Source organism: Pseudomonas sp. 5P_3.1_Bac2, from assembly GCF_025465995.1.
GTDB lineage: Bacteria > Pseudomonadota > Gammaproteobacteria > Pseudomonadales > Pseudomonadaceae > Aquipseudomonas.
The window spans coordinates 1-17,742 of record NZ_JANLNY010000017.1 but is presented as its reverse complement, the minus strand read 5'-3'; the positions used below and the strand labels follow the sequence as shown (position 1 = coordinate 17,742).

General features: G+C 58.8%; 19 protein-coding genes. 11 read left to right on the top strand and 8 right to left on the bottom strand.

Annotated features, from left to right (window positions below; all coding sequences use genetic code 11):
* The first annotated feature begins 59 nt into the window (after positions 1-59).
* Genes NTD81_RS10810 through NTD81_RS10800 form a run of 3 tightly spaced genes read left to right on the top strand, consistent with a single transcriptional unit; the run spans position 60 to position 2,521 of the window.
* A complete protein-coding gene (locus tag NTD81_RS10810; protein ID WP_262182317.1) occupies positions 60-692 on the top strand; it encodes a glutathione S-transferase family protein in 633 nt (210 codons plus the stop codon).
* Positions 689-1,633 carry a Nudix family hydrolase gene (locus tag NTD81_RS10805; RefSeq protein ID WP_262182316.1) on the top strand — a complete coding sequence of 315 codons (945 nt, stop codon included), beginning with the start codon at positions 689-691 and terminating at the stop codon, positions 1,631-1,633. The genes NTD81_RS10810 and NTD81_RS10805 overlap by 4 nt, the downstream gene beginning before the upstream one ends.
* Positions 1,634-1,639: 6 nt before the next feature.
* Positions 1,640-2,521 (top strand): RluA family pseudouridine synthase, encoded by an 882-nt coding sequence (locus NTD81_RS10800; RefSeq protein ID WP_262182315.1) that lies wholly within the window; start codon positions 1,640-1,642, stop codon positions 2,519-2,521.
* A gap of 13 nt (positions 2,522-2,534) precedes the next feature.
* Here NTD81_RS10800 and NTD81_RS10795 read toward each other — a convergent pair whose 3' ends face one another.
* The 4 genes from NTD81_RS10795 to NTD81_RS10780 are packed head-to-tail and all read right to left on the bottom strand — an operon-like array spanning position 2,535 to position 7,075.
* Entirely contained in the window at positions 2,535-3,125 is a 591-nt protein-coding gene (locus tag NTD81_RS10795; RefSeq protein WP_262182313.1) for a cob(I)yrinic acid a,c-diamide adenosyltransferase, read from the bottom strand.
* Between the two features lie 3 nt (positions 3,126-3,128).
* The gene (locus NTD81_RS10790) at positions 3,129-5,141 is read right to left on the bottom strand and encodes an ATP-binding protein (protein WP_262182312.1); all 2,013 of its coding nucleotides are present in this window, start codon (positions 5,139-5,141) and stop codon (positions 3,129-3,131) included.
* 47 nt (positions 5,142-5,188) lie between these two features.
* Positions 5,189-6,097 carry a putative 2-dehydropantoate 2-reductase gene (locus NTD81_RS10785; RefSeq protein ID WP_262182310.1) on the bottom strand — a complete coding sequence of 303 codons (909 nt, stop codon included), beginning with the start codon at positions 6,095-6,097 and terminating at the stop codon, positions 5,189-5,191.
* A gap of 12 nt (positions 6,098-6,109) precedes the next feature.
* Positions 6,110-7,075: a response regulator gene (locus NTD81_RS10780; protein ID WP_262182308.1), complete on the bottom strand. Its 966-nt coding sequence runs from the start codon at positions 7,073-7,075 to the stop codon at positions 6,110-6,112.
* 147 nt (positions 7,076-7,222) lie between these two features.
* Between NTD81_RS10780 and NTD81_RS10775 the strand changes: the two genes are divergently transcribed.
* Complete coding sequence (locus NTD81_RS10775) at positions 7,223-7,702, top strand: YajQ family cyclic di-GMP-binding protein (protein WP_262182307.1); 480 nt, start codon at positions 7,223-7,225, stop codon at positions 7,700-7,702.
* Positions 7,703-7,770: 68 nt separating this feature from the next.
* On the opposite strand, the gene NTD81_RS10770 is transcribed toward NTD81_RS10775, so the two are convergent.
* The 3 genes from NTD81_RS10770 to NTD81_RS10760 are packed head-to-tail and all read right to left on the bottom strand — an operon-like array spanning position 7,771 to position 10,540.
* Positions 7,771-8,502 carry a lipopolysaccharide kinase InaA family protein gene (locus NTD81_RS10770; RefSeq protein ID WP_262182306.1) on the bottom strand — a complete coding sequence of 244 codons (732 nt, stop codon included), beginning with the start codon at positions 8,500-8,502 and terminating at the stop codon, positions 7,771-7,773.
* Between the two features lie 60 nt (positions 8,503-8,562).
* On the bottom strand, positions 8,563-10,104 hold the full coding sequence (locus NTD81_RS10765) for an AmpG family muropeptide MFS transporter (protein WP_262182305.1): 1,542 nt from the start codon (positions 10,102-10,104) through the stop codon (positions 8,563-8,565).
* A 43-nt stretch (positions 10,105-10,147) separates the two neighbouring features.
* Positions 10,148-10,540, bottom strand: a complete 393-nt coding sequence (locus NTD81_RS10760) for an MGMT family protein (protein ID WP_262182303.1) — start codon at positions 10,538-10,540, stop codon at positions 10,148-10,150.
* On the opposite strand from NTD81_RS10760, the gene NTD81_RS10755 reads away from it, so the two are divergent.
* Complete coding sequence (locus tag NTD81_RS10755) at positions 10,539-11,534, top strand: DUF481 domain-containing protein (RefSeq protein ID WP_262182301.1); 996 nt, start codon at positions 10,539-10,541, stop codon at positions 11,532-11,534. The two genes, NTD81_RS10760 and NTD81_RS10755, sit on opposite strands and share 2 nt — an antisense overlap.
* A gap of 115 nt (positions 11,535-11,649) precedes the next feature.
* Positions 11,650-12,654, top strand: a complete 1,005-nt coding sequence (locus tag NTD81_RS10750) for a DUF481 domain-containing protein (RefSeq protein ID WP_262182299.1) — start codon at positions 11,650-11,652, stop codon at positions 12,652-12,654.
* 88 nt (positions 12,655-12,742) lie between these two features.
* Here NTD81_RS10750 and NTD81_RS10745 read toward each other — a convergent pair whose 3' ends face one another.
* Positions 12,743-13,501: an SDR family oxidoreductase gene (locus NTD81_RS10745; RefSeq protein ID WP_262182297.1), complete on the bottom strand. Its 759-nt coding sequence runs from the start codon at positions 13,499-13,501 to the stop codon at positions 12,743-12,745.
* Between the two features lie 212 nt (positions 13,502-13,713).
* On the opposite strand from NTD81_RS10745, the gene NTD81_RS10740 reads away from it, so the two are divergent.
* The 5 genes from NTD81_RS10740 to NTD81_RS10720 all read left to right on the top strand — a co-directional run bounded on the left by NTD81_RS10740 (position 13,714) and on the right by NTD81_RS10720 (position 17,724).
* Positions 13,714-14,445, top strand: a complete 732-nt coding sequence (locus tag NTD81_RS10740; RefSeq protein ID WP_262182296.1) for a HugZ family protein — start codon at positions 13,714-13,716, stop codon at positions 14,443-14,445.
* A 63-nt stretch (positions 14,446-14,508) separates the two neighbouring features.
* Positions 14,509-14,958, top strand: a complete 450-nt coding sequence (locus NTD81_RS10735; protein ID WP_262182294.1) for an FxsA family protein — start codon at positions 14,509-14,511, stop codon at positions 14,956-14,958.
* Positions 14,959-15,159: 201 nt separating this feature from the next.
* Positions 15,160-15,453: a co-chaperone GroES gene (locus tag NTD81_RS10730; protein WP_038412213.1), complete on the top strand. Its 294-nt coding sequence runs from the start codon at positions 15,160-15,162 to the stop codon at positions 15,451-15,453.
* A 58-nt stretch (positions 15,454-15,511) separates the two neighbouring features.
* Positions 15,512-17,155 carry a chaperonin GroEL gene (groL, locus tag NTD81_RS10725; protein WP_262182293.1) on the top strand — a complete coding sequence of 548 codons (1,644 nt, stop codon included), beginning with the start codon at positions 15,512-15,514 and terminating at the stop codon, positions 17,153-17,155.
* 344 nt (positions 17,156-17,499) lie between these two features.
* A complete protein-coding gene (locus NTD81_RS10720) occupies positions 17,500-17,724 on the top strand; it encodes a hypothetical protein (protein ID WP_262182292.1) in 225 nt (74 codons plus the stop codon).
* The last annotated feature ends 18 nt before the right edge of the window (positions 17,725-17,742 follow it).

Here is a 17,742-nt window from a genome sequence, read left to right as displayed (position 1 = left end):
TCGGGGCTAGGGCTTTTAGCGTGCGCATCTGACTAACCGATGCCAGGCAGGAGGCGCACATGTCGCTGACTCTGATTATTGGCGATAAAACTTACTCGTCGTGGTCGTTACGGGCAGCCTTGGTTTTAGAGCTGGCCGGGGTGGCTTATACAGAGCAGGTGATTGCCTTTAATCGGCCTGACAGCAAGGCGCGGATGCTGCAGCATTCGTCCGCCGGTCAAGTGCCGGTGTTGCATAGCCCCGACGGCGTTATTGGCGACTCGTTAGCCATTGTTGAGTACCTGGCGGAGTGTTATCCACAGGCCGCTTTATGGCCGCAGGCGCGGGATGCGCGGGCTTTGGCGCGCAGCCTGTGTGCGCAAATGCACGCAGGCTTCGGCGCTTTGCGCAGCCATCTGCCGATGGACCTCAAACGTGATCAGCCATTGCCTACGCTTGCGCCTGAGGTGCTGGCCGATATCCAGCGTATCTGCGCTATTTGGCTTGAGTGCCGACAGCGCTTTGCCCAAAACGGCCCCTTTTTGTTTGGCGCACCGAGCATCGCCGATGCGTATTTTGCGCCAGTGGCCAGCCGTTTTCGCAGTTATCAGGTGGCACTCCCCGTGGAGGCCAGCGCCTATGTCGACACTATCTATCAATGGCCAGCGTTTCAGCGCTGGTATCAAGCTGCACAAGAGGAAGATTTGCCGTGAAACCTATCCATGTCGCCGCGGCGGTTATCCGCAATGATCAAGGACAAATCCTGCTCGCCAAACGCCCAGACGATAAACACCAAGGCGGTCTGTGGGAGTTCCCCGGTGGTAAGGTCGAGGCAGGTGAGAGCGTCGAGCAGGCTCTGTCCCGCGAGTTGTTTGAAGAGCTGGGGATTCGTCCGACTACGGCGCGTCCGCTGATCCAAGTGCGCCATGCCTATACGGACAAAAGCGTGTTGCTCGACGTGTGGGAAGTCAGCGCCTTCACGGGAGAGCCCCACGGTGCCGAAGGCCAGCCACTTGCGTGGGTGAGCCCTCGGCAGCTAAACGACTATGAGTTTCCCGCCGCCAACCAGCCGATTATGGCGGCGGCGCGTTTGCCCGATCAGTACCTGATTACCCCGGATGAGTTGAGCCCTAAAGAGCTGCTCAACGGTGTGCATAAAGCCGTCGAGCAGGGCGTGCGTCTGTTGCAACTGCGCGCCCCGGCAATGTTCGATGCGCAGTACCGCGACCTGGCGGTGGATGTCATGGGGCTGTGCGCCGGCAAGGCGCAGGTGATGCTCAAGGGACCGCTGGAGTGGCTGGGCGATTTTCCCGCTGCGGGCTGGCACCTGACGGCTGAGCAACTGCGTAAATACGTGGCCAATGGCCGGCCCTTCCCGCCGCAGCGTTGGCTGGCCGCGTCCTGCCATAACGCCGAGGAGTTGGCGCTGGCAGCGCAGATGGGCGTGGATTTTGTCACCCTGTCGCCGCTGCAAGCCACGGCCACTCACCCGGATGCCACGCCGCTGGGTTGGCAGCAGGCCGGTGAGCTGTTGCAGGGCTTTAACCAGCCGGCGTTCTTGCTCGGCGGCATGACTCCGGTTGAGCGTGAGCGGGCCTGGCAGATCGGTGCCCAAGGCATTGCCGGCATTCGTGGTCTATGGCCGCAGGAATAATGCGCCGTGAGCGTTAACGGCAGCCGCCCCAGCACCTTGCATTTGCCCCGTGGCCCATGGGTAACGGTGTATGAGTGCCTGTGTGCGCACTTTCCTGGCATTGATGCGCATACCTGGCAGCAGCGCTTTGCCCGCGGCCGGGTGTTGGATGCCCAAGGTCAGGCGCTCGATCTGCACAGCGCTTATCGCGAAGGGCTGAAGGTGCAGTATTTCCGTGAAGTGCCGAACGAGACGCCGATCCCCTTCGAGCACCAGGTGCTGCATATCGATGAACACCTGTTGGTGGCGGATAAGCCGCACTTTTTACCGGTGATGCCGGCCGGCCAATACGTTGAGCAAACCTTGCAGGCGCGCCTGGTCAAGCAGTTCGGCAACCCTGATATCGTGCCCCTGCACCGCATCGATCGGCATACCGCAGGGCTGGTGCTGTTTTCCACCAACAAGCAGACCCGTGGCGCCTATCAGGCGCTGTTTCGCCTGCGGGAAATGGACAAGTGCTATGAGGCTTTGGCGAAGGCGTTGCCGCACCTAAGCTTTCCCTTGCTGCGTAAGAATCGCCTGGTGGACGCTGAGCCGTTTTTTCGTATGCAGGAGGGCCCCGGTGAGGCCAACAGTGAAACCCGCGTAGAGGTGGCGCAGCAGCTGGCTGAGCATTGGTTATATCGCTTGTATCCGGTGACCGGCAAGAAGCACCAACTGCGCGTGCATCTGGCGGCCCTCGGTGCGCCGATCCTCAATGATCCGTTCTACCCCGAGGTGACCGCGGCGCCGGATGAGCCCGACGATTACAGCAAGCCGCTAAAGCTGCTGGCGCGGGCCCTGAGTTTTACCGATCCACTGAGTGGCGAGCTGCGTGAGTTTTGCAGCCGCCTCAGTTTGCTGAATTAACTCAAGCGCCGGCTTAGCCTTCGCGGTCTGGCTCTTTAGCCGCAGGCTGCCAGAGGATTTCTTGGATGTTCTGACGCTTGGCAATCAGGCGTGAAGCGACAAACAGCAGGTCGGACATGCGGTTGATATAGGCCAGATTGACCGCGCGTACCGGCTCCTCGGCGTTCAAGGTCTGGCAGCGCCGCTCGCTGCTGCGGGCTAGGCTGCGGCACACATGGGCTTGGGCGATCAGGCGGGAGCCGCCGGGCATGATGAAGTTCTCCAGTGGGCCGACTTCTTCGTTCCACAGGTCGATGGCCGCTTCTAGGCGCTCCACTTCCGCTGTTTGCAGGGCCTGATACTCCGGCATGGCCAGCTCGCCCCCTAAGTCGAACAGGCGGTGTTGGCAGGGTGTCAGCACTTCGATAATTTCCGACAGACCTGGCCACATCCCTTCTTGCTCGGCCAGATCGGCCAGCAGTAAACCGAGTTGGCTGTTCAGCGCATCGACTTCGCCGATGGCTTCGATGCGCGGGTGATCCTTGCGTACCCGGCGGCCATCGGCCAGCCCGGTTTCGCCGGCGTCGCCGGTACGGGTATAAATTTTAGAAAGACGAAAACCCATAAATTAGCCTGTATATGCGTTGGTGGCAGTCAGGGGCAGGCGCAGGGTGAAACAGGTGCCTTGGCCTAACGTGGACTGCACTTCCATTTGCCCTTTGTGGTTGTTGGTGATGATGAAATAGGAAACCGACAAGCCAAGACCAGTGCCTTGGCCGACCTCCTTGGTGGTGAAAAACGGCTCGAAAATACGTTTGCGCACCAGCTCCGACATACCCATGCCGTTGTCCTCGACCTGGATCTCCGCCCACGGCGGCGCCATGCGCGTGCGCAGGGTGATCTGCCCGGGCGCACTGTCGTCAGAGCGCATATGGATAGCCTGCGCGGCGTTTTTCAACAGGTTGAGCAGCACCTGCTCCAGCTCGTTGGCGATGCAGGGGATGGCCGGCAACTGCGAGTCGAAATCGCGCTCGATCAGCAGGCTCTTGAAGTCGAAACTGTCGGTGAGGTCGAAGTCATTGCTGGCGATTTCCAGCGCCTGATCGACCAGCGCGCCGAGGTCGCAAGGCAGCAACTGGCGATCACTGCGGCGGCTGAAGTTGAGCATATGGCTGACGATCTTGGCCGCGCGGTTGCCGGCCTGCTGAATGCCATCGAGCAACTGCGGAATCTCCCGCGCTTGCAGGTATTGGTCGATCGCTTCCAGGCTGATACCGATCTGCTCGGCCTGGGCGCGGTTTTTATCCAGTTCGCTGGACAGGCGGCGGCGGATGTTTTGCACGTTGTGCAGCATAGCGCCCAAGGGGTTGTTGATCTCATGGGCCATGCCCGCGGCGAGGCCGCCGACGGAGAGCATCTTCTCCGACTGCACCATCAACTCTTCCAGGCTCAGGCGTTCGGTGATGTCGTCGATGCGGATCACCACGCCACGGCCGCTGTTGCCGGTCAGGGGGTAGAAGGTCAGGGCGAAGTGCCGTGGCTGGCCGCTGATGCCCCACGTCACGCGCTCAATCTTCTCCACTTGGTGCAGCTCGGCGGTACGCCTGAGTAGATGCTGATAGGGCTTAAGCGGCGGGAAGGCGAGGTAGATCGGCTGATTCACCGCGTCGTCCAGGCTGGTCCCCGAGAGGCTGCTGGCCTCTTGGTTCCACTGGCTGACGTAGAGATCCTCGTCCAGGGCGATCAAGGCCGAGGGCATGGAGTCGATGATGCTGTTGAGGTAGTTCTGAAAGCCGGTGAGCTTCTTCTCGATCTTGCTGCGCACCTGCACTTCCAGCGCCAGTTTGCGGTTGGAGTGGCGGGTTTCTTCGGCCAGGTGTTGCGCTTGGTCGAAGGCGTGCTGGGCATCGTCGCGGGCGCGCTTGAGTTCCTGCTCGCGGGCTTCGATGCGGATCAGCATGGTATTGAAGGCCTCGGCCAAGCTGCCGATTTCATCGGCATTGCCCCGGCGCGCGCGCAGCGAGTAGTTCTCCTCGCGGGTCACCTGCCGCGATAGCTCTTCTAGACGGCGGATCGGCCGGGTGATCAGGCGCCGTACTTGTCGGGACACCAGCAGCCAGAACAGCAAGCTGAAGGCCAGAATCACCGCACTGGCGGTCAATGTGCCGGTGTAGAACGCCACCGGCAGCTCGCTGGACGCCACCAGCAACAAATGCCCTGGCGCATCATGGGCTTGGGGCAACTCGACCAATTGGCTGATGCGAAACTCGCCGTGTTGCCACGAGGCTACTTCCTCAACGCGCGGCGGCAGGTGCAGTTTGCCGCCGCGATGCAGCTGCGCCAGGCTGTGTCCGTTACTGTCGTAGATCACCGCCGCGCGCAGCGGGCTGTAGTCGTCGAGCAGTTGCAGCAGGGTCTTGGCACTTTCCGCTGAGCCCAGGGCTTGTTGGCTCAGTTGGCGGCTGGCAATCAGCCGGCCGAGGGTGTGCAGGGCCTGCGGCGCCACACTTTCCTGGGAAATCCAGTAAGCCGCGCTGATAAACGCCAAGTTGGCCACCAGCAGCACAGTGGCGAGCAAGGCCAGCAAGGCGACCAGCAGTTTTCGGCCAACCGAAAGGTTTTTCAGGCGGTGACGCAGCATGGCAGGTAAAGATCGTGATGGCGGGATTAGGGCAGGGTAGCGCGGCCTTAGTGGCTGGGCAATCCACGCGCCTGCAGATGGTGGACTAAGCGCTGCTGCAAGGCCGGCAGTTGCACCAACGGTAACTGCTGTTGGTGCGCGGCGCGACAGGCATAGCCGAGCAGGTAGCTGATCTCGGTGCGCCGGCCCTGCTGCACGTCTTGGTGCATGGAGGAGTAGTTATGCGCCGTGGCCTCAATCACCTGCTGCACTTGTTCGTGCAGGCCCGCCGCCGCGCTGGCTTGTCCGCAGGCGAGCAGCAGTTGGCTGAGTTCGTCGCACAGCGCCGCCACTTCGCTGGGGTACTGGCGCAGCTCACCATTGCGGCAGTCATGCAGCACCGTCAGTGGATTGATCGCACAGTTAAGGGCCAGCTTGCGCCAGAGGCGACTCAAGATGTCTGGCGTCCACTCATGGCTGATGCCGGCTTGCTGCAAGTCACCAAGCCAGTCAGGTGCGCAGCTATCCTGCGGATCGCCGAGCCAGGTGTGGCCTTGGCCTGCAAATACCACCTGAAAGTCCTCTTGGCGAAAAGCCCCTTCGGTGCTGGAGGCAAAAATACAGCGGGCTTGGGGCACCAGCGCGGCGACTTGCGCCTGACTGCCCAGACCGTTTTGCAGGAGGATGACCTGCGCGTCGGGGCTTAGGCGCTGGGCCACTTGGGCCACCGCGTTCGCCGCGTCATAGGCTTTACAGGCGACCAATAGGCGTGTGATCGGCTGTGTGGCGTCTGCGGTTTGCGCGGCAATGGGGTAGCGGTGCGTATGCCCTTGCTCGGTTAGGCTCAGGCCACCGGCTTGTTGATAGCGGGCTAAGCGCTGTGAGTCGCGCAGGATTAAAGCAACGGGCAGGCCCGCGCGTGCTAAGCGCGTCGCCCAGAGGGTGCCGAGACTGCCGGCACCGAGGATATGCCACATAAAAAATCAGGCTCAATGGGTCAGCGGCAGACGCATAGCGGTGACCCGGCCGCTAAGGTGCGCCTCAGGTAATTGGCTGTGTGCCAGCTGCATGATGTGATCGGGAGTATTGGGCAGGCCGCTGGCGTCGAGGCCAACCAAGCTGATTCCGGCTTTCAGGGTGATAAAGCCCTGGCTGGTCTTAAAAGCTTTGTGGTTGATGCCATCGTGCAGGCGTTTAAAACTGCCGGGGGCACATTCTTGCAGGTCATTGAGCAAGGTCAACAGGGCAAAGTTTTGGGCGTCTAAACGCACCAGAATATCCAGCGGCCGCACCAGTTGTTGCAGACGCCGCGCCACGCTGTTGAGCAGCTCCTGATACAGCTCGCGGCCATGCTGTTGGCGCAGGGCGGCCGCGTCATGCAGCTCCAGCACCAGGTAGCACAGGGCGCCGCCACGGGACTCGATCTGGCGCAGGCTATCGTGCAGCTTCTGCTTTAAATAGCGGCTGTTGCCTAAACCGGTCACCGGGTCGACCAGATTACGTGCCTCCAGGTGCGCGACGGTTTGGCTCAGGCGGCGGTTTTCCAGCAACAGGCGTTGCAGGGAATTGCACAGCCGATCAGCGGCGAAAACCCGCGGCACCAGTTGCTCGTTCATCACCGCTTTATTGATGAAGTCATCGACGCCGCCGTCAAAGGCTTCACCCAGCACGTTCTCGCCCTCTTTACCGGTGAGCAAGATCACATAGGTGTAGTGATTGGCGCTTTCATCCAACTGGCGTACGTGTTCGGTCAGTTGCAGGCCGTTGATCTCGGGCATCAGCCAATCCGCCAATAAAATGCTGGCGCGGCGCTGTTCTAGGAGTTGCAGCGCTTCGGCGGCGCTGCTGGCAAAGCGTACGTCTTGATACCCCGCTTGGCTGAGGGCTCGCCCGATCATGGCGCTGGAGAACTTCGCGTCATCAACCACCAAAATGCTCAAATGCGCTGTGGGCATGGACAAGCTCGCTACGGAGAATTTTCTACGCCTGATACTTCGTCAGGCAGTGTTTGTTAGTAGCGCTATATAATGGGTTGTTTTTTTAATCGTCAAGCCAGGCGCGTCAAGCATTTAGCCAATGCGCCCTGTTAGTGGAGCAAAACCATGCCATCGTTCGACGTGGTGTCCGAGCTGGACAAACATGAAGTGACCAACGCCATCGATAACGCGATCAAGGAACTGGAGCGTCGTTATGATTTGCGCGGTAAAGGCAGCTTTGAGTTGAAAGAGCTGACCGTCAACCTGACGGCCGACGCGGACTTCCAGCTGGAGCAGATGCAGGAAATCCTCAAGCTGGCGCTGATCAAGCGCAAGATCGACGTGCAGTGTCTGGAGTTCAAAGACGCCTATCCATCGGGTAAGGTGGTCAAGCAAGAGGCGCTGCTGCGCGAAGGGATCGATAAGGAGCTGGCGAAGAAAATCGTCGGCCATATCAAAGACAGCAAGCTCAAAGTCCAGGCCGCCATTCAGGGCGAGCAAGTACGCGTCACTGGCAAAAAGCGCGATGACCTGCAAGAAGCCATCGCGGCGCTGCGCGCCAAAGACTTCGGCATGCCGCTGCAATTCAACAACTTCCGCGACTGATCCCGCGCCAGTTGTTTGCCATAAAAAACGCCACGTTCTGCGTGGCGTTTTGCTTTGGTGCGAGGCGTCTATTGCGGGCGGTAGTCGCGCTTGCGCTCGGCGTTAAACAGCTCGGGGAAGCTACGCTGCATGGCGATCTGATACGCGCTGATCAGGCTCTGCCACTCCTCTGTGCTCCACGCCGAATGGCGGCGCAGTTGCAGCATGTCGTGCATGGCTGCCTGCTTAACGCTTAGGCGCAGGCGGGATTTTTCCAAGTCGAGCAGGGCGATCACCGCCCGTGGCGCGGCGCCCTGTTCATCGACACGAATGAAAATGTGCTTGGCGTACAGGCAGTTATGCTGACGCCGGCTGCGGTGCAAGAGGGCCAGGGTGTTAGCGATCTGCTCAAGTACGCTGCTGTGAAAAGCTTCGCCATAGCGTTGGCGCTGACCTTCGGCATACCACTGATCGATGGTGACAAAGCCGTCCAGGGCCTTGGTGACCAAGATCGCCCGCCAGCCTTCAGGATTTTGCTCGGCGGCGCAAAACACGATTTGCGCCACGTTAACCCCGGCACGGGCGGCGCTGAGCAGGGCGTCGCGCTCACGCAATACGGTCGGCCGACCTAAGGGGTAACGCAGGCTGCGATAGATGTGGCCCACTTGCCGCTTGGCGTAGAGGGTTTGACCATGCAGATTCAGACGTTGCACGCCGCTGCTGCCGCTGCGGCGTTCGTTGGGTTCCTCGACCCATTCGCCTTGGGTGTTCCACCAGCCTTGCAGGTCTGAGGGGAAGGCGTCATTTACTACTGATGCCATTACAGTCTTCCGTGGTACTTCGCCTCAGCTAAGCGCCGGGTTTATGGCTCATAGCGGTGGCTAAGGTGATTGATTGTTGTTCTTTTGACTGTCTGCCTGTTCAGTTTGTTCGCGGCGCCACTGCACAATTATCAAGACAATGGTCGGTAAACCGAGAATGGCGGTGAACAAAAAGAATTCGGCATAGCCGAGTTTTTCCACCAAGACGCCAGAGTAACCACCGATTAAGCGGGGCAACAAGAGCATGATGGAGCTCAGCAAGGCGTATTGCGTGGCCGAGAACTTGAGGTTGGTCAGGCTGGACAGATAGGCCACGAAGGCTGCTGTGGCCAGGCCTGCGCTGAGGTTATCGGCGGAGATGGTGACGATTAGCATCTGCAGATCAGCGCCCATGCTGGTCAGCATCAGGAACAGCAAGTTGGTCGCCGCCGAGGTGATCGCGCCAATCAGCAAAATCGGCAAAATGCCGAAACGCACAATCAATAGGCCGCCGATACCGGCGCCAAGCAGGGTCATGATCAAGCCAAACAGCTTGCTGACACTGGCGATTTGATCCTTGGTAAAGCCCTGGTCGATATAAAACACGTTGGCCATCACGCCCATCACCGTATCGGACATCCGGTAGGTAGCGATCAAACCCAGCAGAACAAAGGCATGCCAGCGGTAGCGCTGAATAAAGTCGTTCACCGGCGTCAGTACCGGTGCCAGACCACGGCGGCCCATGGACGACAGGCACAGGGTGGTGAGGATGGTGTAGAGCAGGGCGCGCAGGAAGGCACGATCTTCCAGTAGCAGCTCTAAAGGCGACATGTTGCCCAGCAGCACTTCGAGAATATCGCTCTGGATAAACTGCGAGCACATCGCCGGCACCGATACCAACAGCACAATCAGTACAAATACCGAGGCAATCTGGTGGGTAAAACCGTAGCGCGCTGCGGCTAACTGAGTGCGCAGGGATACCGGCGGCTCTTTCATCCACAGGCTGGTGAGCAGGCCGGGCAGCATCAGCAGCGCAAACAATAGGTAGGTGCCGGCCCAGGCGCCGTGTTGATAGAGCTGGGTGGTGGAGCCAAAGCCTTCGGCGAAATACAGCGCGCCGGCGGTGGCGAGCAAGGCGGCCACGCGGTAGCCCGCCATGTAACTGGCGGCGAGGGCAGCTTGGTGGGTGTCGTCGACGATCTCTAGGCGGTAGGCGTCCACCGCAATGTCTTGGGTGGCCGAGGCGAACGCTACCAATACCGCCAGGGAAATCAGCCAGGTCAGATGGGTGTGTGGATCACACAGGGCCATGCCGGCGAGGCCGATGGCAATCAATATCTGCGACAGCACCAGCCATGAGCGCCGCCGGCCTAAGCCGCCGAGGAGCGGCAGGCGCCATTGGTCGAGCAGTGGCGACCACACCCACTTAAAGGCATAGGCCAGGCCAATCAGGCTGGCAAAACCAATGGTGTCACGGGCAACGCCCGCTTCGCGTAACCAAACCGACAGGGTAGAAAACACCAACATATAGGGCAGGCCAGCGGCAAACCCTAACAGGAGCAAGACCAAAGTCGAGGGACTGGAGTAGGCAGCGATGGCTTCGCGCCAGCTTTTACGAGGCATTGAGCGGGTAACAGCCTAAAATTTAGCTAAGTAGGGGCGCACTCTAACCGCTGTGCTCCATTGGGCGCCAGCCATAGCGCTGCACATCTATCCGATCATTGCGGATTAACACCCCTTCGGCCGCTAAGCGCTGGCGTTGTTCTATGCCGCTGAGGCTGTCGGCGGGCAGGCTGAGCCGGCCGCCAGCGGCAATCACCCGGTGCCAGGGCAGTTGGCTGTCCTCGGGTAATTGACTGAGGGTGCGCCCGACCCAGCGGGCGGCGCGGCCTAATCCGGCAAATTCGGCCAATTGCCCGTACGTGGTCACAGTACCGCTGGGGATCTGCGCCAATACTGTGTACAGCGCTGTGCGGCGCTGCTGCGGTTGATCGCCATGGCTGTTGGCCGGGGGCTGCCGGGGCTCACTTATTAAGCTCTTATGCGGTTTATTCAACATGCCCTTACGTGCTCTGTTACTGATGTTATCGCTGATGATTGCGCCGGCTTGGGCCGATACGGTGTGGCTGAACAACGGTGATCGGCTTAGCGGTGAAATTTTATTGTTAGATGGCGGCAAGCTGGCGCTGAAAACCAAGTATGCCGGGCAAGTGCTGATCAGCTGGCGCGATATCGCCACCCTAAGCTCGGACAAGCCACTGCTGGTGCGTCGCCAGGGCTTCGACAGTGAGCATAGCAAGCAGTTGGCGGCGGCGGACAACGGCATGGTGCGCGTCGTCAATGACGACAGCCAGTTGGTGCCCCTCGCCAGTATCAATCGCCTGATACCACCACGGCCGCTGCTGCGTGACCGGGTGTGGGAGGGCAACCTAGACGGCAAGTTGGATATCAAAGACGACGACAACCAGACCGAGGAGTGGAAGCTCAAGGGCGACACCCGCTTAGAGCACGGGCGCTGGCGCCATGTGTTGGTCGGCGAGTTTGAACGCAAGGATAAGAACAGTGAAAAAACCGCCGATAACTGGCAGCTGGAATACAGCCTTGACCGTTTTATTAACGATCACTGGTTTTGGCGGATAAATGCCGAGCAGGATGAAGATCAGTTTAGTTTTTTCAGGCGCCAGCGTTCCTTAGGTACAGGGCCCGGTTATCGCTTTTGGGAAAGTGAACTCGGCCGTCTAGATGTGATTACCCAATTCAATCGTTTGCAACTCACCACTGAGCAGTCGCAGCTCGAATTAAATAGCTTGTCGCTTAACTGGGATTACAAGCGATTGCTTTGGGGTACCCGGCTGGAGTTGTACAGCAGTGGTGAATTACAAGTGCCGCAAGTGGAGGGCATTGATTATGTGCTCGACAGTGAAGTGGGCTTGCGTTATCGCCTGAATAACTGGGCCAGACTGTCGCTGTTATATGAACTGGAGCAGGCCCAAGGCCTCGGCGAGACTAGCCGCGATCAGCGTTATCTGCTGGGTGTTGGGGTGGGTTGGTAAAACTGAATAAGAAATTTCTGAACTCAAGTGCCGGGCGGCAGGTCATTGCTTGCTCAAATTCGGCGATTAAGGATAATCCGCCGCCTTGGTCAACTTGGGGGAAATTGTTTTAGTTATGCGTGCGCTCTCGCTGTTAGGTCTTGCTCTCATTGCAATGGTTTCCCCGGCTTTGGCCGATACGGTTTGGCTGAAAAATGGTGACCGCTTAACCGGGACTATTAAGTTCTATGACGGCGGCAAGTTAGTTTTGGCTACCGATTACGCTGGCAGCATTGCCCTGGATTTAAAGAAAGTCGCCACCTTAGAAAGTGATCAGGAACTGTTGGTCAAAGAAAGTGCTGATCATGGCGAGCGCGCTAAATCGTTGCAGCCGGCTGAAGAAGGCAAGGTGACCTTGATCAACGGTGAGGCGCCGCGCACCATTGAGTTGGCCAGCGTGGAGCAAATCCTCAAGCCCAAGCCGTTGATTGAAGACTTGAGCTGGAAGGGCAATATCGACGCGGCGATGGATTACAAGCGCGCCGAGAAAGACACCGACGATTACGACATCGTCCTCAAAACCCAAGCGCGTCACGGCCTGTGGCGGCACAACGGGAAGGCCGAGTACAACCGCGAGCTGTCCAATGAGGTGGTCACTACCAACGATTGGAGCGTGGAATACGCCCTCGACCGCTTTATCGACGAGAACTGGTTCTGGCAGGGGCGCCTGGAATACAAGCGCGACCGTATCGAAGACCTGCGTCGGCAGCGCTCGATTGGCTCGGGTCCGGGTTACCAGTTCTGGGATAACGAACTCGGCGCCTTCTCGGTGGCCACGCTGATTAACCGCAGCGATTACCAATACAAGGGCGGCAGTGAAGACAGCTTCTACGGCATCAGCCTGAAGTGGGACTACAACCGCTATCTGTGGGGCAAAACCGTCGAGCTGTTTAGTGATGGGGAGGTGGGTAAACCACTGTCTGGGGTCGCAGACTACGCCTTGGACGCCACTTTGGGCCTGCGTTACAAGCTGACTGACTGGGCCTCGCTGAACATGAAGGCGCAAAAGGATTTAGTCGAAGGGGCCGAAGGCGGTGTGGATGAAACCCGCTATAGCTTTGGTTTGGGTATCGGTTGGTAAGCCGGCTCGGCTAGGTTCTGCTGCTGCCTAGGTTCTGCTGAAACAACAAGGCCCCGCATTGCGGGGCCTTGGCTTTAGCGCAGGGCGATTACAGACGCAGGCCGCCGTCCAGCTCCAACACCCGACCGGTGTAGTAGTCGTTTTCCAGGATGTAGGCCACTGAGTGGGCGATCTCGGCTGGCTTGCCCATACGGCGCAGCGGGATCACCGACGTCATGCGCTCCAGCGCTTCGGGCTTCATGCTGGCGACCATTTCCGTTTCGATAAAGCCTGGCGCTACGCCGGCTACGCGGATGCCGTAGCGCGCCAGTTCTTTGGCCCACACCACGGTGTCGGCAGCCACCCCGGCCTTAGCGGCGGAGTAGTTGGCCTGGCCAATGTTGCCGGCGCGGGAAATCGAGGAAATATTGATGATCGCGCCTTCGTTCTTCAGCTCAATCATCTTCGCCGCCACTTCACGGGTGCACAGGAACACGCCGGTCAGGTTGACGTCGATCACGGCTTGCCACTGGGCCAGACTCAGCTTGCTCAGCTCGCCGTCTTTGACCTTGATGGTGAGGCCATCACGCAGGATGCCGGCGTTGTTGACCAGGCCGTTAAGCGCCCCGAAATCTTCGGCGATTTGCGCAACGGTCTGTACCACTTGTTCTTCATTGGCGACGTTGCACAGGTAGGAGCGGGCCTCCACACCGTGGGCCTGGCAGGCGGCAACGGCTTCGTCGAGGCGCTCTTGGTTGAGGTCGACCAGAGCCAATTTGGCCCCTTTAGCGGCTAAGTATTCAGCCATGGCGCGGCCCAAGCCTTGGCAGCCGCCAGTGATGACTATGACTTTATCTTTCAATTGCATTGCATTTCCCTCGGGTTGTTCTTATCGCGTGCTGCAGGGTCAGCTAGTTAGCGCTACTTGCGCAGCGCGGTGCTTGATTCTGGGCAACTCGCAGTGGTTAAAGGTTGCAAGAGCGAAGCTAAGTACTTGGTGTAACCTTGCCGGCACTGAACCTATTTTTTATTCGGCAGTGCCCGTCCGCTACTGACGGGTTCTATGCAAGGAGTCATAACGTGAGCGAGATGGCCAGTAAGAATGCCCGAGAATTGCTGCTCAAGGAATACCGTGGGGTGCTCAGCACCCATTCCAAGGCAATGCCCGGCTTTCCCTTTGGTTCCGCCGTACCCTACTGTCTGGACGGTGATGGCCTGCCGCTGCTTTTGATCAGCCGTATCGCCCAGCATACCCATAACCTCAAACAGGACGCCAAGTGCTCGCTGTTGGTGGGGGAACGCGCCGCGCAGGACGTCCAAGCCTCCGGCCGCCTGACCCTGCTGGCTGAAGCCAAGCCATTGAGCGACAGCGCGCACATCGAAGCGGCCGCGCAGCGCTACTATCGGTTTTTCCCTGATGCTGAGGGTTATCACCAGGCCCATGATTTTGATTTTTGGCGCTTGGAACCGGTGCGCTGGCGCTATATCGGCGGCTTTGGCGCGATCCACTGGTTGGATCAGGTGGCGCTGGCCAACCCGTTTGCCGGCGACGCCGGGGTGAGCATGCTGGAGCATATGAACAGCGACCATGCGGCGGCCATCAGTCATTACGTCGAGTTGGCCGGCTTGCCGACGCACAGCCCGGCGCAGATGGTCGGCATCGACAGCGAAGGCTTTAACCTGCGCATCGGTGAGAGTCTGTATTGGCTGCCTTTCCCAACATCCTGTAACACTCCCTTGGAAGTGCGTCAGGCCTTGGTGTTGTTGGCGCGGGCGGCGCAGTGGCCGACCGCTGGTAAGGCTTCAGCTTGAATTAAGCACAAAGCCCCATACTTCACTTTTATTGGAAGCTGATCTTCCGTAAAGGACTCTCTGATGCGTGCTTTTCTAGTGTTGTTTTTGCTCTTCCCGATTCTTGAACTGGCCGTGCTGATCAAGGTCGGCGGCGCCATTGGCGTATTCCCGACCCTATTGCTGCTGATCGCCGCCGGCGTGCTCGGCATGCTCTGCCTGCGCTTAGCTGGTCTGGCCACCGCTCTGCGGGCCCGCGAGCGTTTGGCCCGTGGCGAGCTGCCCGATCAGGAAGTGTTGGAAGGCTTGTTGATTGCGGTCGGTGGCGGCCTGTTGTTGCTCCCAGGTTTTATCAGCGATGCGTTGGGCCTGCTGTGCCTGTTGCCATTCACCCGCCGCCTGCTGGTCAACAAGCTGCGCCAACGCGCGGCTAATCAGGCCATGCGTCAGCGCGCTTTCTTCGATGATCAGGCCGCGCGCAGCGGCCAGACCCATCCGCAAGTGCTCGAAGGTGAGTACGAGCGTCGCGACTGACGCTTCTCAACAAAATATTCGAGCCTCGCCCTTGAAATCCCTTGGCGCGCCCTTATGTAGCTGGCACCGCAAGGTTTTCTGTTAAGAATAGATCGACTTTCAGCGCTACGCCCAGCGTGGCGCTACCGGCTCCGCCGGACTTTGCTAACCCGCCGGTGACTGCACCGGCTGTATAAACCACCTATTAGGGAGAGATCGACAATGAAGCTTCGTCCTCTGCATGACCGCGTCGTAATCCGCCGCAGCGAAGAAGAATCGAAAACCGCTGGTGGCATCGTGCTGCCGGGCTCCGCTGCTGAGAAGCCGAACCGTGGCGAAGTCGTCGCTGTAGGTACTGGCCGCGTGCTGGACAACGGTGAAGTGCGTGCTCTGGCCGTTAAAGTCGGTGACAAAGTGGTGTTTGGTCCTTACTCCGGCAGCAACACCGTCAAGGTTGACGGTGAAGACCTGCTGGTGATGAGCGAGAACGAAATCCTCGCGGTCGTCGAAGGTTAATTCAGCGCTACGCCGCTAAGAATTCCGCGCTACTTGAACCTATTAAGGAATAAAGATCATGGCTGCTAAAGAAGTTAAATTCGGTGATTCCGCCCGTAAAAAAATGCTGACTGGCGTCAACATTCTGGCTGACGCAGTTAAAGCCACCCTCGGCCCGAAAGGCCGTAACGTGGTTCTGGACAAGAGCTTCGGCGCTCCAACCATCACCAAAGACGGTGTTTCGGTTGCCAAAGAAATCGAACTCAAAGACAAGTTCGAAAACATGGGCGCGCAACTGGTTAAAGACGTTGCCTCCAAGGCCAACGACGCAGCTGGTGACGGCACCACTACCGCTACCGTTCTGGCTCAAGCCATCGTTAACGAAGGCCTGAAAGCCGTCGCTGCGGGCATGAACCCAATGGACCTCAAGCGTGGTATCGACAAAGCCACCATCGCTATCGTCAAAGAGATCAAAGCCCTGTCCAAGCCTTGCGAAGACACCAAGGCGATTGCTCAGGTCGGCACCATCTCGGCTAACTCCGACAGCGCTATCGGCGACATCATCGCTGAAGCCATGGAAAAAGTAGGCAAAGAAGGCGTCATCACCGTTGAAGAAGGCTCGGGCCTGGAAAACGAACTGTCGGTTGTAGAAGGCATGCAGTTCGACCGTGGCTACCTGTCCCCTTACTTCATCAACAAGCCAGACACCATGGTGGCTGAGCTGGACGGCCCGCTGATCCTGCTGGTCGACAAAAAGATCTCCAACATCCGTGAGCTGCTGCCAGTTCTGGAAGCTGTGGCCAAGTCCGGTCGTCCGCTGTTGATTGTGGCTGAAGACGTCGAAGGCGAAGCCCTGGCGACGCTGGTAGTGAACAACATGCGCGGCATCGTTAAAGTCGCTGCCGTTAAGGCACCAGGCTTCGGCGACCGTCGTAAAGCCATGCTGCAAGACATCGCCGTTCTGACTGGCGGTACTGTGATCAGCGAAGAAATCGGCCTGAGCCTGGAAAGCACCACTCTGGAGCACCTGGGCAACGCCAAGCGCGTGATCCTGAGCAAAGAAAACACCACCATCATCGACGGTGCTGGTCAGCAAGCTGATATCGAAGCTCGCGTTTCGCAGATCCGTAAGCAAATCGAAGAAACTTCGTCTGACTACGACAAAGAAAAACTGCAAGAGCGTCTGGCCAAACTGGCTGGCGGTGTTGCCGTGATCAAAGTCGGTGCCGGCACCGAAGTTGAAATGAAAGAGAAGAAAGCCCGCGTTGAAGACGCCCTGCACGCTACCCGCGCAGCCGTTGAGGAAGGCGTGGTACCTGGCGGTGGCGTAGCACTGGTACGTGCTCTGCAATCGATCAGCGAATTGAAAGGCGACAACGCTGACCAAGACGTCGGTATCGCTCTGCTGCGTCGTGCTGTTGAAGCACCGCTGCGTCAGATCGTATCCAACGCCGGTGGCGAGCCAAGCGTAGTGGTCGACAAAGTTAAGCAAGGTTCCGGCAACTTCGGCTTCAACGCTGCGACCGACACCTACGGCGACATGATCGAGATGGGTATCCTTGACCCAGCTAAAGTCACCCGTACTGCGCTGCAGGCTGCAGCTTCCATCGGCAGCCTGATGATCACCACCGAAGCGATGATCGCTGAAGTGGCTGAAGACAAGCCAGCGATGCCAGATATGGGCGGCATGGGTGGTATGGGCGGCATGGGCGGCATGATGTAAGCCACCCGGCAACCCTACGGGCTGCGCCAGACTGCAGCCCGGACGTGATTGACAAAGCCCCGTGCCTCGGCACGGGGCTTTGTTTTTGTGGCGCAGTTGCAGGTCCGCGACCGCCATCACAAAACTGACCACGCGCATGCCGTTTGCCCCCACGTGGCTGGTGTTGGTAGGCGCGCAACTGCTACAAAGTCATTATTAAGTACTATCGTGCTTCTATATTGCTGGCAACCTTGCTGAACTGATTGTCTGACGCGCGCTGACCGTTGGTCAGTAAGTGAACAGCTTTGCTCAGTAGTCCCCTAAGGTACGCACTCAGCTACTCGAAATTTCAAGAGGTTGCAGTAATGAAGCTAGAAATTGCACGAGGTTTGTTTCTGCTCGGTGCAGTCGGCGTAACTTGCGTTGCTGCAGCCGCATGGCATGAGCCAAAAACCCAAGTGATCGCACCGAAGAATCTGAGCTATTGCCCGCTGCCGGCACAGGAGCGCCGTGTTGAGGCGATGAAAACGGACGAAGATTTGCTGCTGTTTATGTTCGGTCTGACCCAAGGCGCGCGCTCGCAAAGCTGAGACGCTGACGCTGCGCCA